At 67.9% G+C, this 21,586-nt stretch carries 12 protein-coding genes; 6 read left to right on the top strand and 6 right to left on the bottom strand.

All coding sequences use genetic code 11. From position 1 onward, the window contains the following. Positions 1–76 precede the first annotated feature (76 nt). The 6 genes from drmA to ABT061_RS04290 all read left to right on the top strand — a co-directional run bounded on the left by drmA (position 77) and on the right by ABT061_RS04290 (position 12,894). Positions 77–3,934: a DISARM system helicase DrmA gene (gene drmA / locus ABT061_RS04265; RefSeq protein ID WP_350912487.1), complete on the top strand. Its 3,858-nt coding sequence runs from the start codon at positions 77–79 to the stop codon at positions 3,932–3,934. Then, positions 3,934–5,865, top strand: coding sequence for a DrmB family protein (gene drmB, locus ABT061_RS04270; RefSeq protein ID WP_350912489.1), 1,932 nt, complete (start codon positions 3,934–3,936; stop codon positions 5,863–5,865). The genes drmA and drmB overlap by 1 nt, the downstream gene beginning before the upstream one ends. After that, complete coding sequence (gene drmC, locus ABT061_RS04275; protein ID WP_350912491.1) at positions 5,862–6,626, top strand: DISARM system phospholipase D-like protein DrmC; 765 nt, start codon at positions 5,862–5,864, stop codon at positions 6,624–6,626. Before drmB ends, drmC begins: the two co-directional genes overlap by 4 nt. A gap of 100 nt (positions 6,627–6,726) precedes the next feature. Continuing rightward, positions 6,727–8,394: a serine/threonine-protein kinase gene (locus tag ABT061_RS04280; protein ID WP_350912493.1), complete on the top strand. Its 1,668-nt coding sequence runs from the start codon at positions 6,727–6,729 to the stop codon at positions 8,392–8,394. 60 nt (positions 8,395–8,454) lie between these two features. Beyond that, entirely contained in the window at positions 8,455–10,560 is a 2,106-nt protein-coding gene (locus ABT061_RS04285; RefSeq protein WP_350912495.1) for a UvrD-helicase domain-containing protein, read from the top strand. A 75-nt stretch (positions 10,561–10,635) separates the two neighbouring features. Next, positions 10,636–12,894 (top strand): GmrSD restriction endonuclease domain-containing protein, encoded by a 2,259-nt coding sequence (locus ABT061_RS04290; protein WP_350912497.1) that lies wholly within the window; start codon positions 10,636–10,638, stop codon positions 12,892–12,894. Positions 12,895–13,231: 337 nt separating this feature from the next. Here ABT061_RS04290 and ABT061_RS04295 read toward each other — a convergent pair whose 3' ends face one another. From ABT061_RS04295 to ABT061_RS04320, 6 genes are all read right to left on the bottom strand, one after another. Then, on the bottom strand, positions 13,232–13,930 hold the full coding sequence (locus ABT061_RS04295; RefSeq protein WP_350912499.1) for an alpha/beta fold hydrolase: 699 nt from the start codon (positions 13,928–13,930) through the stop codon (positions 13,232–13,234). A gap of 62 nt (positions 13,931–13,992) precedes the next feature. Continuing rightward, complete coding sequence (locus ABT061_RS04300) at positions 13,993–14,916, bottom strand: hypothetical protein (RefSeq protein ID WP_350912501.1); 924 nt, start codon at positions 14,914–14,916, stop codon at positions 13,993–13,995. A 2-nt stretch (positions 14,917–14,918) separates the two neighbouring features. Next, positions 14,919–15,374, bottom strand: a complete 456-nt coding sequence (locus ABT061_RS04305) for an RNA polymerase sigma factor (protein WP_350912724.1) — start codon at positions 15,372–15,374, stop codon at positions 14,919–14,921. 446 nt (positions 15,375–15,820) lie between these two features. Then, entirely contained in the window at positions 15,821–16,732 is a 912-nt protein-coding gene (locus tag ABT061_RS04310) for an ankyrin repeat domain-containing protein (RefSeq protein ID WP_350912503.1), read from the bottom strand. Positions 16,733–17,176: 444 nt separating this feature from the next. Next, a complete protein-coding gene (locus ABT061_RS04315; protein ID WP_350912505.1) occupies positions 17,177–17,620 on the bottom strand; it encodes a hypothetical protein in 444 nt (147 codons plus the stop codon). Positions 17,621–17,711: 91 nt separating this feature from the next. Then, the gene (locus ABT061_RS04320) at positions 17,712–21,434 is read right to left on the bottom strand and encodes a LamG-like jellyroll fold domain-containing protein (protein ID WP_350912507.1); all 3,723 of its coding nucleotides are present in this window, start codon (positions 21,432–21,434) and stop codon (positions 17,712–17,714) included. Positions 21,435–21,586 lie beyond the last annotated feature (152 nt).

A 21,586-nucleotide genomic window follows, 5' to 3' on the forward strand; every position in this document is an offset into this window, starting at 1 on the left:
TCCGGATTTAGGCGACAAACAGCAAGGGCTCGATCTTGCAGTCGGAAATGCGGATAAACCGGCCCAAAAGGAACAGGTGCCTCCTGGTCTGGACACCCCGCAGGCGTTCGAGCAGGGCACGTCCTTCCAGGTGCGTGACGCGTTCGAAAAGCTCGTCCGGCTGGACCTGCTCGGGCCGTGGGGTGGCGAGACCGAGGAACTGCCGCGCGGGACGTCCGGGCCGCGGGAGCGCTACCTCGTCGGCATGCTCGGTCCGAAACCTTCGCACCGGTCGGCCCGGGAGGACGCGGGTGAGCAGCCGGAGACCGAGATCGGGGTCGGCGGCGACGGCGCCGAGGGGGAGCTGCCGGAGGTGCTCACCCCGCAGAACCTCGGCCGGATCTGGGCCTCGTCCATGGGACTGTCCTTTGCGGTACCCGACGACATCGACGCGCTCGCCGTCACCGCCTCCTGGGGGCGTTACACCAAGGCCGAGACGATGGTCGAGGATGCCAAGGGCAGGGAGCGCACCGCCTCGACCTGGACGCGCAAGCAGGTCGACCACGCCAGAACGGTTCGGCTGGACGGGGAACCGTCGCAGCGGATCGCGCTCACCATGGAACGTGCCGAGGATCCGGGTGTGCTGCTGGCGGTGGCGGTCCGGCCGCAGGGCGACGGCCGCCGGGTCGTCGAACTGACGCTGATCAACCAGCAGATCGAGCCGGAGCGCGCCGCCGACGTCGCCTGGCTGTTCCAGGTCGAGCTGACCGTGGCCGCCCCCGGCGCCGGTGTCCTCGCCGCCACAGGCACCAACGACGTTGATCCCACCGCCGCCTGTGTCTTCCTGCCGATCGACGACCCGGTGGACGACCTGGAGGCGGTCGGCGACGACCTGGAGGAGCGGCACCTGCGGCTGCTCTACCGGCACGAGCGCCGCTACGCCTCCGGCCGCAACGTCGCCGTACACGCCGAGGTCGCCGAGGGGGAGCGGTGCGCGCGGGAGCTGCGTACCACCTGGTTGCCCGCCTACGACGTGCCCGCCACCGTCGCGCCGGTCGGCAAGGGGACGGCGCTGGCCGAGGTCGAACTGTCCATGGATGCCCTGGCCACGGCCTCACCGGAGGAGCTCGCGGCCGGGCTGCGTCCGCTCGTCGACGGATACGCCACCTGGCTGAACGGGCAGAAGAACCGGATCCCGGATCTGCCCGAGCCGCTCCGCGAGGCCGCCGGGAACGCGGTGTACAAGGCGGAGCAGGCCGCGAAACGGATCCGCGACGGCATCGAGCTGCTCACCGACCCCGACCGGGAACGCCACCACCAGGCGCTGGCCGCGTTCCGGTTCGCCAACGTCGCGATGGCCGCGCAGCGCCGCCGTACCGCGGTCGGCAAGCTCCGCGACGAGCTGGGGCTGAGCTATCCGCAGGCCATGGCCAAGGTGGCGGAGCAGGGGAGGGACGCCGCGTCGTGGCGGCCGTTCCAGCTCGCGTTCGTGCTGCTCAACCTGCCGTCGCTGACCGACCCCGAGCACGCCGAGCGGGCCGCCGACGCCTCGGCCACCGTCGACCTGCTGTTCTTTCCGACCGGTGGCGGCAAGACCGAGGCGTACCTCGGCCTGACCGCCTACACGTTCGCGATCCGCCGCCTGCAGGGCACGCTCGGCTCCGGTGCCGACGCCCGCGATGGCAGGTCCGGTGTGTCGGTGCTGATGCGCTACACCCTGCGGCTGCTCACCGCGCAGCAGTTCCAGCGGGCCGCCGCCCTGGTCTGCGCCGCTGAGGTGCAGCGCAGGGAGGACCCGGCGACCTGGGGCGAGGAGCCGTTCCGGATCGGCCTGTGGGTGGGCGGCGCGGTCTCGCCGAACTGGTTCAAGGAGGCGGCCGAGCAGATCCACGAGGCCAGGGAGGCGCCGGCCGGCCGCAGGACCAACGTGCTGCAGACGCTGACCTGTCCGTGGTGCGGGGAAAAGCTGACCGGGGATCGCAACCTCTTCACCGACGATGACCGCAGGAGGGTGCTGCTCTACTGTGGCCGGGGCCGCGAGGGCGAGGCCGACCCCTGCCCGTTCTCCCGGATCGGCGAGGATCTGATGCTCGCCTCCCAGTTCGACGACACGGAGGAGATCGCCGCGCGCCGGGACGGGCTGCCGATTCTCACCGTCGACGAGGAGATCTACCGGCTGGTGCCCAGCCTGGTCATCGCCACCGTCGACAAGCTGGCGCAGCTTCCCTGGCGGGGGTTCGCCGGTCACCTGTTCGGCCGGGTCAGCCAGCGGTGCCCCCGGCACGGCTACCGCCACACCGACCTGGACGAGCAGATCGACTGCGGCGGCAGGCACCACGCCAAGGGGAAACTGCCCAAGGTGGTCAGCCGCCCGGTCATCCGGCTCCGCCCGCCGGACCTGATCATCCAGGACGAGCTGCACCTGATCTCCGGCGCACTCGGCACCACGGTCGGCCTGTTCGAGGCGGCGGTGGACGAGCTCTGCACGTGGAGCCCCCGCCCCGGGAACCTGACCGGGCCGAAGATCATCGCTTCCACCGCGACCACCAAGCGGGCCGAACGCCAGGTGCTCGGGATCTTCGGCCGCCGGCTCGCGGTGTTCCCGCCGCAGGTCATCGATGTTGCCGACACCTTCTTCTCCCGGCAGGTGCCGCTCACCGAGAAGACGCCGGGTCGTCGCTACCTCGGGGTCTGCGCGCACGGGACGCGGCTCAAGTCCGCCGAGATCAGGTTGGCCGAGATCCTGTTCCTGGCCGGGCAGACCATGTTCGACCGGTACGGCGAGCTCGCCGATCCGTACATGACCGTCGTCAGCTACTTCAACGCCACCCGAGAGCTGGCCGGTATGCGCCGCTATCTGGACGACGACGTGACCACGCGGATCCGGACGCACGGCAGGCGCAAAGGGCTCGCCAACCGGCTCTCCTCCCCGGCGGACCTGCTCACCGTGGTGGAGCTGACCTCCCGGATCTCCTCGGGCGACATCAGTGAGGTGCTCAAGCGACTGGAGGTCGGCTTCGACCAGGAGACGGACACCTCGGGGCGCCGGTACGCGATCCGCGCGGAGTGGGCCGACGTGCTGAAGGAGAAGAACAGGGAGAAACGCCGGAACGCCCATCCGCTGGCCGAGCGTCAGCGGCGGCGTGGCACGGGCCGCCAGCCGGTGGACGCGGTGCTCGCCACCTCCATGCTCCAGGTCGGCGTGGACGTCTCCCGGTTCGGGCTGATGGTGGTCACCGGGCAGCCCAAGAACACCGCCGAGTACATCCAGGCGTCCTCTCGCGTCGGCCGAGACGCCGAACGTCCCGGCCTGGTGATCACGCTCTACAACTGGTCGCGCCCCCGCGACCTGGCGCACTACGAGGACTTCGAGCACTACCACGCCACGTTCTACCGCCAGGTCGAGGCGCTGTCGGTCACCCCGTACACCCGCCGGGCGCTGGACCGGGGCACCGCGGCCATGTTCGTCGCCGCGGTGCGCAACGCCGAGGAGTCGTACTCGCGCAACCGGGACGCCGAGGAGGTGCCGCTGTCCGGGCCGCTCGTCGGCCGGATCGCCGACCGGCTGCTGACCCGGGCTGAGGCGGCGGGTGACGTCCGCGCCCGCGACTACCTGGCTGAACGGATCAAAGTGGTGACCGATGCCTGGGAGCAGGCCAAGGGCAGCGCGGCCCGGCTCGGCTACGAACAGCGCAAGAACACCAAGCAGGAGATCGTGCTCGGCCTGCTGAACCGGGCCGGCAACGGCCGGTGGGACGCGCTGACCGTCGGCAACTCGATGCGCGAGACGGAGAACGAGCTCAACCTGCTCTTACCGGGTAGCGGCGACATCTTCGCGGTGCCGTACGGGGCACCGGCCTGGACGTTCCAGCCGTCGGACGCTGACGGCACGGGCGTGGAGGTCCCCGAGGGGGACGAGATGGGCGTGTCCCAGCTGAACGGGAAGGGCAAGTAATGGCCGACTCCGCACCGTACCTGCGCCGGGTGGGGGCCGTGCGCCCCAGCCACCTGATGTTCACCTCCGGCGTCGGCTCCATCGTCGACCTGCCGAACTTCTCGGTGCTGGTCAGAGGGTTGGACGACTGGCGGTACGACAGGCTCGGCGACAACCCGCAGGTCATCACCGAACCCCGGCTGCTCGCCGCCGTGCAGGCGATCCTCGGCAAGACCGTCGGAGAGCTCAAGCCCGCTCCCTGGCTGCCCGGAACCGACACCAAACCCAAGGGAGAGGCCGCCAGGGTCGGTGTGCCGGTCATGCCGTTCCCGAGCTGGATGCGCTGCACCGCCTGCAACCTGCTGGCGCCGATCGACACCCAGGCGTTCGGCTTCAGGAACGACAAGCCGAGCAAGCCGCACGAGGCCAGGTTCTTCCACGAGTGCGGACGCGGTAACAAGGAGCGCCTGGTGGTCGGCGCCCGTTTCGTGCTGGCCTGTACGGCCGGGCACCTGGACGACTTCCCCTACCTGGAGTTCGTGCACCGAGGCCAGAAGTGCGCCAAGGCGCCCAAGCCCAACCTGCGGATGGAGGACTTCGGCGGCAATATCGGGGCCAACGTGCGGATCACCTGCCAGCGCTGCGGCGAGGACCGTAACATCCGCGAGGCCATGGGGCGTAAGGGCAGGGCCGAACTGCCGGGCTGCCGGGGCCGGCACCCGCACCTGGGCACGTTCGCTGAGAACGGCTGCGAGCGGCAGCCGCACCTCATCGTGGTGGGTGCCTCCAACCAGTGGTTCGCGCAGCCCCTCTCCGCGCTCGCCGTACCCAAGCCGGGCGCGGACGAGCTGGACGCCAGGGTCGAGCAGTTCTGGGAGAGCCTCCAGCATGTCCCCGGGGTGGAGATCCTGGAGTACATGCGACGCGTGGCGCCGCTCTCCCACGAGTTGGCGAAGTGGCCCGACAACGAGGAGGTCTGGGCGGCCATTGAGCGACACCGCGACAAGCTGGAGGCAGCGAGCGGTGAGGTACAGGGCCGGCTGGACCTGCTCACCCCCGAATGGCAGGTCTTCTCCGCCCCCACGCTTCCCGAGCCGACCGACGACTTCACCCTGCACCGGCACCCGGACGGCGTGCCCAGCCTGCTGAAGGGCTACTTCGCCGACGTCATCCAGGCCGAGCGGCTGCGCGAGGTCCGCGCGATGATCGGTTTCACCCGGCTGGACGCCCCCGACTTCGAGGACCCCGACCTGGTGACCCGGGCGCCGCTGGCCCGTTTCAAGCCCAGTTGGGTGCCCGCGAGCGAGGTCCGCGGTGAAGGCATCTTCCTGAAGCTGCCCGAGGACCTGCTGACGGCGTGGGAGGGGCGGGTACGCGCCTCCTCCTACACGGATGAGCACAGCGGCCAGACGCGGTCGGTTCCGCACGAGCACCGGGAGGCGTACGGGCGGTTCCGTGACCACCGCTACTCCGACCGGATCCCGTTGGGGTTCGACAGGTACCGGGGCTGGCCGGACCTGCGCTACTACGCCCTGCACACGCTCTCGCACCTGCTGATCCGTACGATCGCGCTGGAGTGCGGCTACAACTCGGCCAGCCTGTCCGAGCGGATCTACGCCGGCACCGAGGACGACCCGCGCAGCGGGATCCTGATCTACACGGCGGTGCCGGACGCCGAGGGCACCCTGGGCGGCCTGGTCTCGCTCGCCGAACCCGAGGAACTGGTCCGGCTGACCCGCCGCGCGCTGTCGGAGGCCAGGCACTGCTCCTCCGACCCGCTCTGCGCCGAGCGGCTGCCCCGTGCACCCGAGGACTTCCTGCACGGCGCCGCCTGCCACGTCTGCCTCTTCGTCTCCGAGACGACCTGTGAACGCGGCAACCGCTTCCTGGACCGCAGGTTCATCGTGCCCATCGGCGACCCCGACCTGGCCCTCTACCCCGAGATCCCGTGACGCCGGACTCGCCCTACGCCCAGGTGGCGGCCGATGCCGCCGCCCGGCTCGGACCGGTACGAGTTCGCACGCTGGCCGAGCGGATCTCGGGGGACGGACCACGCTCGGCGATCCCCTCGGCCGTCCCGGCCCCAGGATTCGCCGAGGTGGCGCGGGCCGTACTGGCGGCGCAGGAAGCCGAGGGGATACCGGACGGGGAAGCCGCGGCGTACCTGCGGGGTGTCGCCGACGGGTACGCGCGGCACGCCGCCGCCCACCGGGTCGAAGCGGTGTGGAGCGGGCCGGGCACCCATTCGGTGCCGGTCCGGGCCACCGCGCAGGTCCTGGTGGACGTGGTGGGCGAGGCGTCGCACGAGCTGTTCCTGATGACCTACTCCGCGAAGCCGTACCAGCCGCTGCTGGACGCCCTGGCCGAGGCGGTGCGGCGCGGAGTCTCGGTGATGGCCGTCGTCGAGACCCTGCGGGGTGCGGGCTCGGCACTGGGCGGTGCCGAGCCCGCGGCGGCGTTCGCGTCGGTCCCCGGGGTCGAGCTGTGGCACTGGCCGACAGTCAGGCGGGACGGGCAGGGGGCGAAGATGCATGCCAAACTCGCCGTCGCCGACCGGCGGGTGTTGCTCGTGTCGAGCGCCAACCTCACCCAGTCCGGGGTCGCCAGGAACATCGAGGCCGGGCTGCTGGTGTACGGCGGCTCGGCACCGTTGCGGGCCGCCGAGCACATCGCCGAACTACGTGCCAGGGGTGTGCTGGAGCGGCTGAGGTGAGCTGGAACTCCGTGGGCTCGCCGGGGAACAGGTACGTTCTCCGGAAACCCCTTGGTGATTGTCGGGAAATACCAGGAGTCTCCGTGGAAGGTGGGCTGTGGTGGGCAGGCGGACAATTGTCGGAGACCGCTACGAACTGGACCCGACCTCCCGCCGGGCGGGCGGTATGGGAGAGGTCTGGTTCGGCTACGACAAACGCCTGGACCGGCCGGTCGCGGTCAAGTTCATCCGGATCGACCGGCAGGCCGACGGCAGACCCGACGACGAACTCACCAAACGCTTCGTGCGTGAGTCACGGATCACCGCCAGGCTGGAACATCCCGGAGTGCCCACCGTCTACGACTGCGGATCGCACGGCGACGAGCTGTACCTGGTCATGCAGCTCGTCGACGGCTGTCCGGTCTCCTCGCTGCTCGATGAGACCGAGGTACCCATCGGCTGGGCGGTGGCGATCGCCGCCCAGGTGTGCTCGGTGCTGGCCGTGGCCCACGTCAACTCGCTGGTCCACCGTGACCTCAAGCCGAGCAACCTGATGCTCTGCCCCGACGGAACGGTGAAGGTGCTGGACTTCGGCATCGTCGCCGCGCTCGGGTCCAACGCCGCCACGAAGCTCACCGCGACGGGCATCGTGGTGGGCAGCCCCGACTACATGGCGCCGGAACAGGCGATGGGCGAGGCCACCAGCCAGCGGAGTGACCTGTACTCCCTCGGCGTGGTCCTGGACGAGATGCTCAGCGGGAAGAACCAGTTCGCCGGTCCCACGGCGCTGGCTTCGATGCGCAACCACACCGATGTTCCTCCCCGGCCGCTGCGTACCAGGAGACGAGAGGTGCCGGAAGGGCTGGAGCGGCTCGTCCTGTGGCTGCTCGCGAAGAAGCCGGAGAAGCGGCCTCACAGTGCCGACGTGGTCTACCGGCGGCTGATGGACTTCTGCCGCGACCTGCCGGCCTTCCCCGGTTATGTGAACCTCGGCGCCCCCCACCCGGTGCGGATGTACGCGGCCGTCGTGGGCCGGATCGCCTCCGATGTGCCCGTGGCGGAATCCGTCGTCTCCACCGTTGATCGGGCACCGGCCGGGAAGCCGCTGCCCGCGCCTTCACAGCCCGTGGCAGCGCGGGGATCGGCCGGGACGGCCCGGTCTGAGCGGCCAGGAGACGCCGAGGTTCCCCAACACGGCGGCGGCGATGTGTTGTCGGCCGAACAGCGTGATGCCAGGCAGGAGGCCATCGCGTCCGCCAGAAAAGACGCCGAGGCGCTCAAGGCCGAGTCGAGGTTCACCCAGGCCGCGGAGGTGCTGGCGGAGGCGGTGGAACCGGCCGTCCGTGCCCTCGGGCCCAAGGACTCCGGTGTGATCGACCTGCGAATCGAACTGGCCGACGCGCTGTTCCTCGGCGGGGACTACCGGCGGGCCGCTCCCGAGTTCAGCAGGCTGGTGGCCGACCTCGCTGACCGGGAAGGGCCCGAGCACGATCTCGTACTGCGCTGCCGCCTGATGGAGGCGAACTGCCACGCGGCGGTCGGCGAGACGAGCCTGGCCCTGGCCCAGCTCAGCGGGATCCTGGATGACGAGAGACGATTCGGCGTCGACGAGGAACGGATCCTGGAGTTGCGGCGCCAGATCGGGCTTCTTGAACTCGGTTCCGGAAGGAGGTCGCGGGCGAAGGTCACGCTGAGCGACCTGCTGCGGGATCTCGAAGGTAGATACGGCTCCCGCCACCCCACCGTCGACAAGGTCCGGGAAATCCTGGAAAGCCTTGATAGCCGATAACCAGGGCGAGCATTCTTGTAGGTCGCTTCCACACATGAGAACCCCCCCGGAGGACACGGCGTGCCGAAGCTCGGAATCGACAAGGACTTTCTCCGTGACTTCGGAAAGCTCGAACGATCCGTCCAGGACCGCGTCACGGAGATCTTCGCCAAATTCGAGCAGGCCACCCATGCCGGACTGCATCTGGAGAAGCCGAACAACGCGCGTGACCCTCGGTTCCGGACCATTCGTATCGACAAGTTCTGGCGCGGGGTCGTGCTCGCTCCCGAGACCGGTGACTCGTTCACGCTGCTGAAAGTGCTGCCGCATGACGACGCCTACACCTGGGCACAGCGCCGTAAGGCATCGGTGAACACGGCGACCGGCCGCATCGAGATCAGGGACGGCGCGGCCATCGACGCCACCCTTCCCGAACTGGCCAGGATGGCGGATCGGGCGCCGCGGCGGCTGTTCGACGACGCGAACGACGCCGACCTCAGGCGACTCGGTGTCGACGAGCAGACCCTGGCCTTCGCCAGGGCGCTGACCGACGCGGTGCAACTGGAGGCCGCCAGGTCCTTCCTGCCGCAGAACCAGTGGGACGCCCTCTACGGGCTGGCCGCCGGCATGACCCCCGAACAGGTGTGGGCCGAACTCGGCGTCACCGCCGGGCGTGAGCCGTATGACACCGAGGACATCACGGCGGCCGTCGAGCGCACCCCCGAGCAGGTCGTGCTCGTCGACGGCCCGGATGAGCTGATGGAGGTGTTCCGCCACCCGTTCGCGCTCTGGAAGGTCTATCTCCATCCGGCGCAGCACCGGGTGGCGTACGCGGCCTTCGGCGGACCGGCCCGCGTCACCGGCGGCCCCGGTACCGGCAAGACGGTCGTCGCCCTGCACCGCGCCTGCCATCTCGCGCGCCAGGGCGCCGGCCCGGTGCTGGTGACCACCTTCACCTCGACGCTGTCCGCCTCGCTGGAGGCCGGGGTGCGACTGCTGACCGACTCACCCGAGGTCCGCGACCGCATCGACGTGCGGCACGTCGACCAGCTGTCCTACCAGGTCTTCGCCGAACGGCACGGCCGCGTCGCCATCCTCAGGGACAAGGAGGAGAAGGATATCTGGCGGCGGATCGTCAAGCAGCTCGACGCACCCTTCACCGAGACGTTCCTCGCCGAGGAGTGGCGGCACGTGGTGCTCGCCCAGCAGGTGACCAGCGCCGCCGAATACCTGAAGGCCAAACGGGAGGGGCGGGGCCGAGGGCTGGGCTCCCGGCAGAAGGCTCAGGTGTGGCAGGCGGTGTGGGAGTTCGAGGAGGAACTGCGACGGCGGCGCGTCTGGACATACGAGACGATCTGCGTCGAGGCCACCCGGTTGCTCCGCGAGCGGCCGGAGCGGCCGTACCGGCACATCGTCGTCGACGAGGCGCAGGACCTGCACCCCGTCCAGTGGCGGCTGCTCCGCGCGGCCGTGTCCGAGGGGCCCGACGACCTGTTCATCGCGGGCGACACCCATCAGCGGATCTACCAGAGCCGGGTCTCGCTGCGGGAGCTCGGCATCGGGGTCACGGGCCGTTCCACCCGGCTGACCATCAACTACCGGACGACCGCCGAGATCCTCGCCTGGAGCCTGGGCATGCTGCGCGGCGAGCGGATCGACGACATGGACGGTGGTCTGGACGCCGGCCTGGACATGGTGGCCGGCTACCGGTCACAGGTGCACGGCCGGCCGCCGGAGCTCCGCGGTTTCCGCACCCAGAAGGACGAGTTGGACGCGCTCGCGGGCAAGGTCGGGGAATGGCTGGACGCGGGTGTGGCACCGGGGGAGATCGGCGTCGCGGCCCGGTCCAACATGCTCTCCGACTCGGCGATCACCGTGCTGGAGCGAGCCGGAATCCCGGCGCGGTCGCTGGCCAAGGCCCCGGACGCCGAGGACGCGGTCCGGTCCGGGACCATGCACCGGATGAAGGGGCTGGAGTTCCGCTGCGTGGCGATCATCGGTCTCTCGGAACACCAGGTGCCGTCGTCGAGCGCGGTCACCTCGGTGCAGGAGGATCCCCTGACGCACGCGCAGGATCTGCAACGTGAGCGCTGCCTGGTGTTCGTCGCGTGCACCCGGGCGCGAGAGCAGCTCCACCTCTCCTGGCACGGAACGGCCAGCCCGTTCCTGGCCGGTTTCGCCACGTGACTTTCAGTAAAAGATCAAGTGCAAGCCGTACGGCGACAGTTTAAGATCATCGGTTTCTCACGCTGAAGGCGGGACATGGCCAAGCTCTCGGTACTCCTCCACCAGATCGACAACGGCACCGTGCTCCTGCCGGAGTTCCAGCGGGGATACGTCTGGAACCGCGACCAGGTCCGCGGGCTGATGCGCTCGCTGTATCGCGGATACCCGGTCGGCGGCCTGCTGCTGTGGGAGACCGAGCCGGACCAGACCTCGGTACGCGGCGGCGCGACCGACGGCGGCGTACGGCTGCTGCTGCTCGACGGTCAGCAGCGCATCACCTCCCTGTACGGGGTGATCCGAGGCCAGGCACCCGCCTTCTTCGAGGGAGACGCCTCGGCGTTCACCGGTCTCCGCTTCAACGTCGAGGACGAGAACTTCGAGTTCTACGGTCCGGCGAAGATGCGTGACGACATCAGATGGGTGGACGTGACCCGGCTGTTCACCGATGGGCTGGAGCCGTTCATCAAGGACTTCAGCTCCGTTCCGGAGTTCACCACCTACCTTGAGCGGCTCAACCGGCTGCGGCAGCTTCTCGACCGGGAGTTCCACGAGGAGAAGATCACCGGGGCCGACAAGGACGTGGAAGTCGTCGTCGACATCTTCAACCGGGTGAACTCCGGCGGCACCGCGCTGTCCAAGGGCGATCTCGCGCTGGCGAAGATCTGCGCGCACTGGTCTCCCGCCCGGCAGGTCATGCGCGACCAGCTGAAGCGCTGGGAGAGCGCGGGATTTGACTTCTCCCTGGACTGGCTGCTGCGCAACACCACGGCCGTGGCGACCGGACGGGCGGTGTTCACCGCGCTCGACGCCGTGTCGGCCACCGACTTCGAGACCGCCCTGACCAGGTCCGTCGGATACGTCGGCAACTTCCTCGAAGCCGCCTCCGGGCGGCTCGGCCTGGACCACGACCAGGTGCTCATGGGCCGCTACGCGATCCCCGTCATCTCCCGGCTGCTCCATCTCAGCCCGGGCGGCCGGTTCGCCGACGCCGTCCATCGGGACAAGGTGCTGTTCTGGTACGTGCACTCCGCGCTCTGGGGTCGCTTCGCCGGATCGACCGAGACGGTGCTCGCCCAGGACTACGAGGTCGTCAGGGAGTCCGGCATCGACGGGCTGATCGCGTCCCTGGAACGCTGGCGCGGCGGAAACCTGGAGATCCAGGCCCATGACTTCGACGGCTCCACCAAGGGTTCGCGCTTCTATCCGCTCCTCTACATGCTCACCCGGGTCAAGGGCGCCCGCGACCTCGGCAGCGGACTGGAACTGCGTGCCGAGATGCTGGGCAAGCTCACCTCGCTGCAGGTGCACCACATCTTTCCCAAGGCAGTGCTCTACCGGGCCGGCTACGACCGGTCGCAGGTCAACGCCGTCGCGAACTTCTGCTTCCTGACCCAGGACACCAACCTCATGATTGGAAAGCGTTCTCCCCAGGAGTACTTCGCGGAGGCGGAGGAGAAGCACCCCGGTGTGCTCGCCTCGCAGTGGATCCCGGCCGACCCCGACCTGTGGCGGCCCGAGCGCTATCCGGACTTCCTCGCGGCCCGGCGTGAACTGCTGGCGCAGGCCGTGCAGTCCTTCCTGACCGAACTCCGTAACGGGGCCTCCGCGGTGGCGGCCACCGATCTGCGGCCGGTGACGGTGGTCGCGGACGAGCAGGACGACGTCCGTTCGGCCCAGGTCAAGGCCATGGCCGAGGAACTAGTGCGACTGGGGTACGCCGAACCGGCGCTCGACAGCGAGATCGCCGACCCCGTCACCGGTCGCGCGCTGGCCGTCGCCGAGGCCTTCTGGCCGGACGGGCTGCAGGCGGGGCAGGGCAGGCCCGTGATCCTGGAGCTCGACCCGGACGTCGCGGATCTGCCCCGGCTGGAAGAGCTGGGGTATGAGGTGTTCACCTCGGTCGACGCCCTGCTCGGTTACGTGACCCGTCGCAACGAGAGCGCCTCCGGGTCCTCGGCGGAGGAGCCTGTCGTCGGGGACGAACCGGAGACCGGGACGGCGGTGGACGTCGAGTTCAACGAGGCGATGCGCTCCGTCTACGACAGGGCGCGCGCCGAGGCGAACTACCACGCCACGTACTTCCTGAGCATGCTCGCCGAGCACGGCAGCCTCGCCACGGCCCGCAAGCTCCTACACGCGCCGGCGGTGTCCGACGGCTTCGCCGCCCTCTGGGAGCGCGGGCGCCTCGACCTGACCGTAGAGGCGCTGGTCGTCCAGCCGCGCTTCGCGGACCTCTTCACCCCGGCCGAGATCGAGATCGCCCACCACCGCCTAGGCCAGTTCGGCTACCACTGAACGCCCGGAACGGCGCCTTCGGCGGCCCCTGCCGCCGAAGGCGCCGGTAGTGGGGGTTCATGGTTTCCCCAGCCTCGCTACTGGAGGTCGCACCGATCGGCAGCGATATGGCAGGAGCGGCTGAACCCCACCAGGCAGCGTGCGGCAAGCTGAACCCGCACGATCTATGGCCAACCGGTACCCGTCGGTTCTGGAGGGATCTCGTTCTCCGTAGGCTCCGGGGGAGGGGGCTCTCGATCGGTTCGGGTGGCGGCTCCGTCTCGGGAGGGTCGGCGGGGAGCGAGGTCAAGCGCACGCGATGCACGCCCAAAGGGAGCCCGCAAGCATGGGCCTGCGGTCACTCCCCGGCTGCTTCGAGGAAGATCTGCGCCAGTTCTCGCGGCTGGGAGAACATCGGCCAGTGGCCGGTGTTCATCTCGACCAGCTGCCAGTGCTTGCTGGTCAGCAGCTTGGCCACGTCGTCGCTGGGCTGGGCTCCGGCGAGCAGGCATTGGATGTACGTCGCCGGGAGTTCGTCAAGTGGCCGTGCCAGCACGGCGGGCTCGGTCAGCGTGGCGCCCGGGTGCGGCGTCGAGCCACCCAAGATCCGTGCGATCTGCTCATCGGTGAGGCCCTGGCCGTCGTAGTGGGCTGCGGGCACGAGCGGCCAAAATCCTCCGTTCTCGGCGATCGATGCCTTCACCATCGCCCCACCGTCCGGCCAGGCGGAGACGAACGCCTCGCCATCGGCCGGAACGCTGGAATCGACGAAGACCACGTGGGCCAGCCGGTCACCGATCCGCTCCGCAGCCTGACCGACCGGGATGCCTGAGTAGCTGTGACCCACCAGGACAACGTCGCGCAGATCCTGGCCTTCGACCTCGTCAACTATGTCCTGGACGTGGGTCTGCTGCCCAGCCTGCATACCTCGCTTGTCGGCAAGACCGGACAGCGTCAACGGGTGAGCGCCCTGGCCGGCTGCGCGCAGATAGGGCACCACCTCGTCCCACGCCCACGCCCCGAGCCGCGCGCCTGCAACCAGTACGAAATTCGCCATGGCTGCACCGTAACGGTGCAGCCTGACAACCGCCCGCCCTGAAGACACTTTCGATACGCGCCCTAGGGGCGAGGCCGGTCCAGGTCGAACGCCACGTCGGCCAGGCGGATTGTGCGCACCCTCGGGTCCTTGAGCAACTCCCGCAGCTCGCGGACCGAGCTGAGCTGGTCCACATAGCCGTAGGCGAGCCCGGCCTCGGCCGCCTTGCGCAGCCGGTTCAGGGACAGGTCGAAGGAGCGCAGGTTGGCGTTGTCGTGGTCACGCAGCAGGCCGATCCAGTTGCGGAACTGCGGCAGGCTGCCACCGCACATTTCATCGGTCATGTCGCCGCCCTTGCCGTGGTCCAGCGCGTCGGTCCAGTAGTCGAAGCCCCAGGTGATCGGGAGGGAGCCGGGTCTGCGCTCGTACACGACCCGTTCGGCGCAGGAGCGGTACTGCTTTACGAACGCCTTCAGGTCGGCCTCGCCGAGCGGCTGTTCGAACTCCACCACCGCCAGCGCGCTGAGGTCGGCGGGCAGTCGGGCGAGCACCGCGCGCACCTCGTCCTTGGCCGTCAGCGTGGTGCCGACGTTGAACAGGGACTGGGAAAGCCTGGTGTTGGCGGTGTGGCCCAGCGGCAGGCGTCGCACGCGGCCGAAGAAGTCCTGACTGATCGTGTACGACTCGCTCCCGACCGGCCAGGCTCCGGCAGGCCCCATGGGACGCGCGGTCACCTCGAACGACATCGATACGGGTGTGGTCTGGCAGCAGGAGTCGATCGTCGCCATATAGGCCGGGCTGTAGATCTTGAAGGCGGTGCCGAGCACGGCCTGCATGCGGCGTTCCCGGTCGCCGCGGGTCTGCACCAGGGACGAGCCCTCGGTCGCGGCCACCGCGAGCAGCGCCAGCACGGCCAGGACGATGGCGACCGTCCTGAACAGCCCCCGCCGGACCGCACGCCGGGTGCGCTTGGGGTCGAAGTCCGGCAGGTCTGGCATCTCAGGCATGTTCATTGGTTCTCCCCGTAAAGGTCGGCGAAGGCGGCCCTCGCCCGCCACACCGCAGTTTTGATCGAGTTGTGCGACCTGCCGGTCATCGCGGCCACCTCCACCATCGAGAAGCCCTCGAAGTAGACCAGCGTGAGTAGCCGGCACTGCTGCTCTGGCAGCCGCTCCAGCGCGTCGCGCACGTCCAGCGATTCCACGTGAAGCGGCGGCACGCCCAGCTCGTCGGGGTTCGGGAGGGCCAGCTCGCGGTGGCTCCTGCGTACGTGATCCACCAGGGCGTTACGCGCGATCGTGAGCAGCCACGCCGCCGCGTTCTCCCCCCGCCAGCCGAGCAGTGCCCTGGTCGCCTTGATGAACGTCTCCTGCGCCAGGTCCTCGGCGAGATGCGGATCACGGGTCCTGCGCAGGAGGAACCCGCACACGAGCGGCCAGTGCTCGCGGTACAGCTCCTCGATGATGTCGCCCCCCGAACGGTTTCGATTGTCACGTCACATGCAGACGCCACCGCGGCGGGAATGGTCACACGGCTTGCCGGTTAATGTGCCGGAAGCATGACATCGCAGCCGAGTCAGGGCCGGGCCACGCTCAATCCTGCCGGGCGATGCCGTCGTAGAAGGGACGCAGCCCCATGGCGACATCGGCGCGGGTGAAGGGGTAGCGGCCCGGGGAGTCGGCCCTCCACTCGGGTCGACGCCACCAGAGGCAAAGTAGCTGTGAGTGATCGGCTACATGCGGCGGGAAGCCCTGCCTCGCTTCGCGGTTCGTACTCGACCGCGCACTACCCATCGTGGTTGGAGCGTCGCTTCTGTTGATTGTTATTGGATATCGCGCCAGTCGGCAGCCACATGGCAGAAGCGATTCAACCTCGCCGAGGGCGCGGATGTTCTACGCGGTCCCTACGGCTTCAGCGGTCTCGTTCCGGTAGCCGCAACCACAGATCCGGCGGACCGACGACGGCTCGCGCGTCGGGCGGTCGCAGTCCCGCCGCGGCGCAGCAATAGGCCTCGGCCTGGCCCTGGTAGAGGTACTCGGCGAGAATCTCGTCGGCCGTCAGGTGGCCCCCGGCGTCGCCGCCGCCGGGATGCGTGTCCGAGTCCTCAAGGACGCCGTCGCGGCTCACGGTCCCTTGGCTGCCGCTCTTGGGGTTGGCGAACATGCTGTGGCAGACCGTTCCCACGGACAGCGGCAGGGTCACTTCGGGGGTGGAGGGGACGTATCCCCATGGCTGGGTGACGACGCATCCGCCGGGAACGTCGGTGACCCCGACGATCCCCAGGTTGCCATCGGGGTCGGACCACGGATCATCCAGGGCCGCCTCGATGTCGGCGTCATCAGCCGGTCGGGCCTCCAGTCGCCGGGCGGCCTCGGCCGCGCTGATGTTCGCCACGCACGCCACGCTGAAGCCTTCCTCGTCGAATTCCCCCAGCGCGGCGATCAGGCGTCGCGCCTCCGCGACCGTCGCGGCCTCGGCGGGGGACAGACCAGGGTGTCCCGCAGGGATCGGGAACAGGTCGGGCGCCGGACCGGCGAGGGCGAGCCGTCCAGGAGACCATCCGGCCATCATGGGCCGCCACGGGTCCGCTCCGGCGGCGACCAGGGCGCGGGCGTTGTCCAGGCGGTGGGCGAAGACGGCCACCCACAGGGCGGTCCGGTCGTCGTACTCGGCGTCGACGTCGTCGACGCGGCGGGCCAGCTCGGTCACCGACTCAGGCGTTCCCCATTCGGCCGCGAGGTGCAACGGCTTTCCGTCGTAACCGCCGAAGGCGTAGACGCCCGAGTTCGGGTCGGCACCCGCTCCCAGCCTGGCGCGGATCAAATCGAGATCAGCCCAGCCACGCGCGCTGACGCCAAACCATCCTGCTGGCCCAAAACCGGTCATAACACTCCTCGGATCGGCGTTCAATGGGCAGGGCGATTATGCCGTATCCGAACTGGCAGCTGATTCGCCTCGGCCCTCTGCCGAGCGGGCAGAGGGCCGAGGCGAGGTTCAACTCCTGGTTCTCACCAGAAACGGGTCTCCGTCGTCGGCTCTATTCCTCGAATAGAAGAGGTTGAAGCGAGGCCCGCCCGTGCTTCCTGTTCTGCGGGCCACTGACGGGCTTGACAGAATAGCGGCCATTAGCCGACCTGGTCCGTGCTGGCGAAGGGGAACTTGTCACACTGCGGACCGGTCGTAGTGTAGTGCTGCTTCCCTTGCACCCCACCTGGGTGCGGCCTCCGAGAAGCCCCGATCGCCCAGGCTGTTTTCGTCGAGATCGTCTCAGTGGTCCAGCCAGAATTGGAGCTTGAGCAGAGTGAAGCCGATGATATTCGGCGTGAACTCTTCGTGGCCGAGAGCCTTGCGGTGGACTCTGACCTGCCAGGTGCTGTTCTCCCTGCCGAGGTCGAATTCTGCGCCGTAGGATACGCTCCCGGAATGTTGGTCAACGGCTTCAATCTTTCCGGAGGTCAGGTGCACGCTTCCGGACCAGGTCCTGTCCCAGGTGTCGAGAGCAGGTGGCGGCCCGTCCCAGAGTTCGTATTTGATCAGACATCTTTCACTGTTGATCTCATCGATCGCGATCCCGTCGTCGCCGGTGCCGATCCAGCCTTCCGCATCGGTGGGGATCTCATTGAGAACCCAGTCCTTCCCGACGGCTGCGACGCCGGACAGATAGTTTGGTATCTCGCGTCGATCGAGGAGTTCGGTGATGATGTTTGCCACGACTTTCCTGACATTCCTTAGGTCGGGATGAGAGCGAGAGGTGGGGCCTGCCCGAGTGCTGACTGACGACCAGGCAGGCCCTTTGGTGAGGCTACTGGATATCAATCCAGAACGGGTCATTGTTCAGGATTCGATTGTTCTGGTACCACGCATTCAGCACGGTTCCATGCATCCCATTTTCGCTTTTTATTATCGGCCAAACCGAGAAATTGTGCGGAGGAGTGGCGCGTGCTGCACCTTGCAGGGTCGACGCGAACGGGAACTCATCGCAATCATACCCCTCTTCCATCTTGAGTTCGTTCTTGCAGATGATTTTAGCGGTAGTACGAATCCCGTCCTTGGTCGGTTCGTATCCGTTGCGCGTCAGTAGATCCTCCTCCCTCCAACTTCCGCCCGGGATCTTCTTCGGCTGGGTCAGGTCCGGATAGGATTTTCCTCCTGGTGTTGGATATGTCTCTGTCCCGGGAGTGAGTGCGCGCTTAATGTGATCATACATGTTCGGGAATTGTATGACGTCTCCCGCTTTTGTGACGGCAAAGTCGTTCCTGGTCATCGTGAACGACGGAACACCTGCCCTGTGAACGCATCCGCCGTACGGATACCATTTGATCTGAGGGGATGTGTCGCAGCGGAATGTTCCTGAGCCATAGATCGGCGTACTGGAAAGCGAGCCGTCAAGCGGGTGCTTGACGACCAGTGCATAATTGACCGTGCAGTCGCTTATCTGATGATATCCTTCCCCCTGGCTTGCGGAGAAGAAATCACTTCTATGCCATTCGGCTCGCGAGCTTGCATTTTTCCATTGGGATACAGGATAGTACTCGGTCATTCCGGTTGCGGAGTTGTGGGAGCAGTCGGCGCTCCTCTTCGAGCTCCAGCGGGTGGTGAAGGCGAGTTGGGGATTCTTGTCGCCCTCGATCTTGTCGATGGAGATGTACTTGCGGACCGTGAATTGGCGGTGGTCCCGCGTCCCCTGGAGGTACGTGAGCTGGCGCCCCCACACCCTGCCGATCCTCACAGGCAGGAAGGGGATGCTTTCATCCCAGATGACCATCAGGAAGCCTGAGGATCCACAGTAGGAGTAGGGGGTCGGTGCGAGATACGAACCGCCGACGATCGCCACGTTGTAACACTGCTGGAATTCCAGCGTCGGCGTGAGGCCGGCCGTCCCGCTGGGGAGCTGTCGCTTGACGACCGCCGGGTCAGGGGCTGCCGCTACGGCGGCGGTTCGGAGCCCTGCCTCGGAGGTGTCGACGATGAGGTCATGCCAGTCGGTCCAGGTGCCCTCGCTGCCTGCGCCGGTGACGCGGGCTCGCCATCTCACCTTCTGACCGGCCTGCAGCCGGTCCTTGGGGACCTGCAGCGCCACCCGGGAATCACCAGGCTTCGCGGTGGCCTGGCCTGACCAGATCAGCCGCTTACTCTTGGTGGTCTTGTAGGACTTGGCGGGCTTGTGTGCGACTTCCACTTCCACTTTCGCCTCACCGTCGCGCCCAGCGGAGAGCCAGGTGGTCAGGCGGGGGGTGAGGGTGGAGGCGACGGTGACGCCGTCCACGGTGTGACTGCCGTTCACCACCAGCTTCTCGATCGCGGGGGTGGGGTCGGCAGCGGCGCTCCTGCGCAGCTGTTGCGCTGCCCCACTCGTTGTCGCGGTGGCGCCGATAGGGGTGTTCATATCGGTTTGGATCTGAGTGGAGCTTTGCGCGATGTTGTAGATGCGCACCTCGTCGATCAGGCCGCTGAAGAACTCGCCCCACGCGTTGTTACCGCCGATGTGGACGTCGCCGCCGTCATCGTAGAAGTCGCCGGTAACGGCCAGCTGGCCTGCCTGCATGCCGTTCACATACAGCTTGGCAGTGGCGCCGTTGTAAGTGAGTGCCAGGTGGCTCCAGGTGTTGGCCGGCAGCGCCGTGGTGCCCTTGGGACTACGCTGTTCGCCTTCGGTGGTGAGCAGCCAGCCTGCGGGGACGTTGCTGTCGGAGGCGTACAGGCCGTACGGCGCGCCGTCTCCGGAGGAGAGATCTTTCATGACGACCGTACGCCAGTCGGTCAGCGTAGTGGGCTTCACCCAGGCTGACAGGGTCATGCCGCTGGTCAGGCGCAGTGAGGGAGCGTCGCCGATGGTGACCATGCTGGTGGTGCCGTTGAACGACAGCGCCTTGCCGAACTTACCGGCAGAGTCCCAGCTCGTGTCACCCGCAGTGCCGGTGTTGTTCTGCCCCGAGGAGTCCGAGACCGTTGTGCCGGCCCCCTGTTCCATGCCGTAGGCCGCCACCAGCCCAGGCACGGGGGCGGGAGGGGTCGTGGGTGTCGGGGTCGGGGTGGGACCGGAAGCCCCGATGGGGGTGTTCATGTCGGTTTGGATCTGGGCGGCGCTCTGCGCGATGTTGTAGATGCGCACCTCGTCGATCAGGCCGCTGAAGAACTCACCCCAGATGTTGTTCCCGCCGATGCTCACGGCTCCGCCGTCATCATCGAGGTCGCCGCTGAGCGGAACTTCGGTGACTTGGTCTCCGTTGACGAACAACCGGGCGGTCGTGCCATCGTAGGTGACTGCCAGATGGCTCCAGGTATTCGCGGCCAATAGCGTGGCTCCGCGGACCCGTGATGGCTGGCCACCGATCTGCAACCACCCTAAGGGATCGGCCCCGTTGGAGGCGTACAGCACGTACGAAGCACCCTGACCGGAGGCGAGCTCCTTCCCGACCACGGTGCGCCAACCGGTCACGCTGGTGGGTTTCACCCAGGCCGACAGGGTCATGCCGCTGGACAGGCGCAGCGAGGGAGCGTCGCCGATGGTGACCATACTGGTGGTGCCATTGAACGACAGCGCCTCACCGAACTTACCGGCAGGGTCCCAGCCTGTATCAGCCGCAGTGCCGGTGTTGTTCTGCCCGGATGAGTCAGCCACGCTCGTGCCCGTGCCCTCGTTCATGCCGTAGGCCGCCACCAGCCCCGGCACCGGAGGAGGCGTGTCCGTGCCCGTGGTGAACGACCAGGTGTAGGGAGCCATGACATTGCCCGAAACATCCTTGGCGTTACTGACCTCGACCCGATACGCAGTCTGGGCGGCGAGCCGGGATGCCGGTGTGAAGGTCCATTCGACGTTGCCGTTGCCGGCTTCTATCGTTCCCTGCACGAGCGCGTCCGTCGGATCCTTGACCGTGAGCTGCACCTCGGACACTGTCTCGCTGAATGTCACCTTTACCGCGGTGTTCACCGACACGTTCGTGGCGTCCCGGCCAGGCTCGGCTCCGGTCACGGTGGGCGCGTCGTTGTCGGGCCCGCCAGTGGTGAACGACCACGAGTGGGCCGCCATCTGATTGCCGGCGTAGTCCTTGGCCGCACTGACTTCAGCGGTATAGACGGTCGCGCCGGTTAGAGGTGCGCTCGTCGTGAAGGTCAGCGTCGTGTCCGCCGCGTCCATGGCCGCGTTCCCGGCCACCTCGGCGCCCTGCGCGTCCTTCACCACGATCTGGGCGTCGGTCACCGGCTCGTCGAATACCGTCTTGATCACACTGTCGGTCGGGACGCTGGTCTGGCCGTTCGAGGGAGTCGTATTTGAGACCTTCGGTGGTGTGGTGTCCTCAACAGGAAGGGGATTGGGGTCGGGCGGTGTTTCACCCGACGGCGGATCATCGTCGCCGTGGAGTCCGTCCACCAGCTCCTGATCAGTGAGGTCATCCGGATAGTGCGCGTCCAGGAGGCGGGTCTTGGCCGACCTGCCTTTCGCTATCGCGTCGGCCATCGCCTCCTCCGGCGACAGGGCTTTCGGTGGGGGAAGCTGATCATGGTAGACGTTGCCAGACTCCACCCATGCCTTGTCCTCCTCATACGTGGTGTCAGGCGGCGTGGGGCCGTCATAGGAGCGGGGTACCACGAGATACTTTGGGGGTGCCGGGGTGTACTGAACGAACAGGACGGGACCGCGGGGATAGCCTGAGCCCCAGTATCCGTACTCCGAAG

The sequence above is a fragment of the Streptosporangium sp. NPDC002544 genome, assembly GCF_040295965.1.
In the GTDB taxonomy this organism is placed as follows: Bacteria; Actinomycetota; Actinomycetes; order Streptosporangiales; family Streptosporangiaceae; genus Streptosporangium.

Excerpts from the sequence above, each read along its gene's own strand:
- drmB (WP_350912489.1), top strand. The coding sequence starts at position 3,934 with ATGGCCGACTCCGCACCGTACCTGCGCCGGGTGGGGGCCGTGCGCCCC.
- ABT061_RS04290 (WP_350912497.1), top strand. The coding sequence starts at position 10,636 with ATGGCCAAGCTCTCGGTACTCCTCCACCAGATCGACAACGGCACCGTG.
- ABT061_RS04295 (WP_350912499.1), bottom strand. The coding sequence starts at position 13,930 with ATGGCGAATTTCGTACTGGTTGCAGGCGCGCGGCTCGGGGCGTGGGCG.
- ABT061_RS04300 (WP_350912501.1), bottom strand. The coding sequence starts at position 14,916 with ATGCCTGAGATGCCAGACCTGCCGGACTTCGACCCCAAGCGCACCCGG.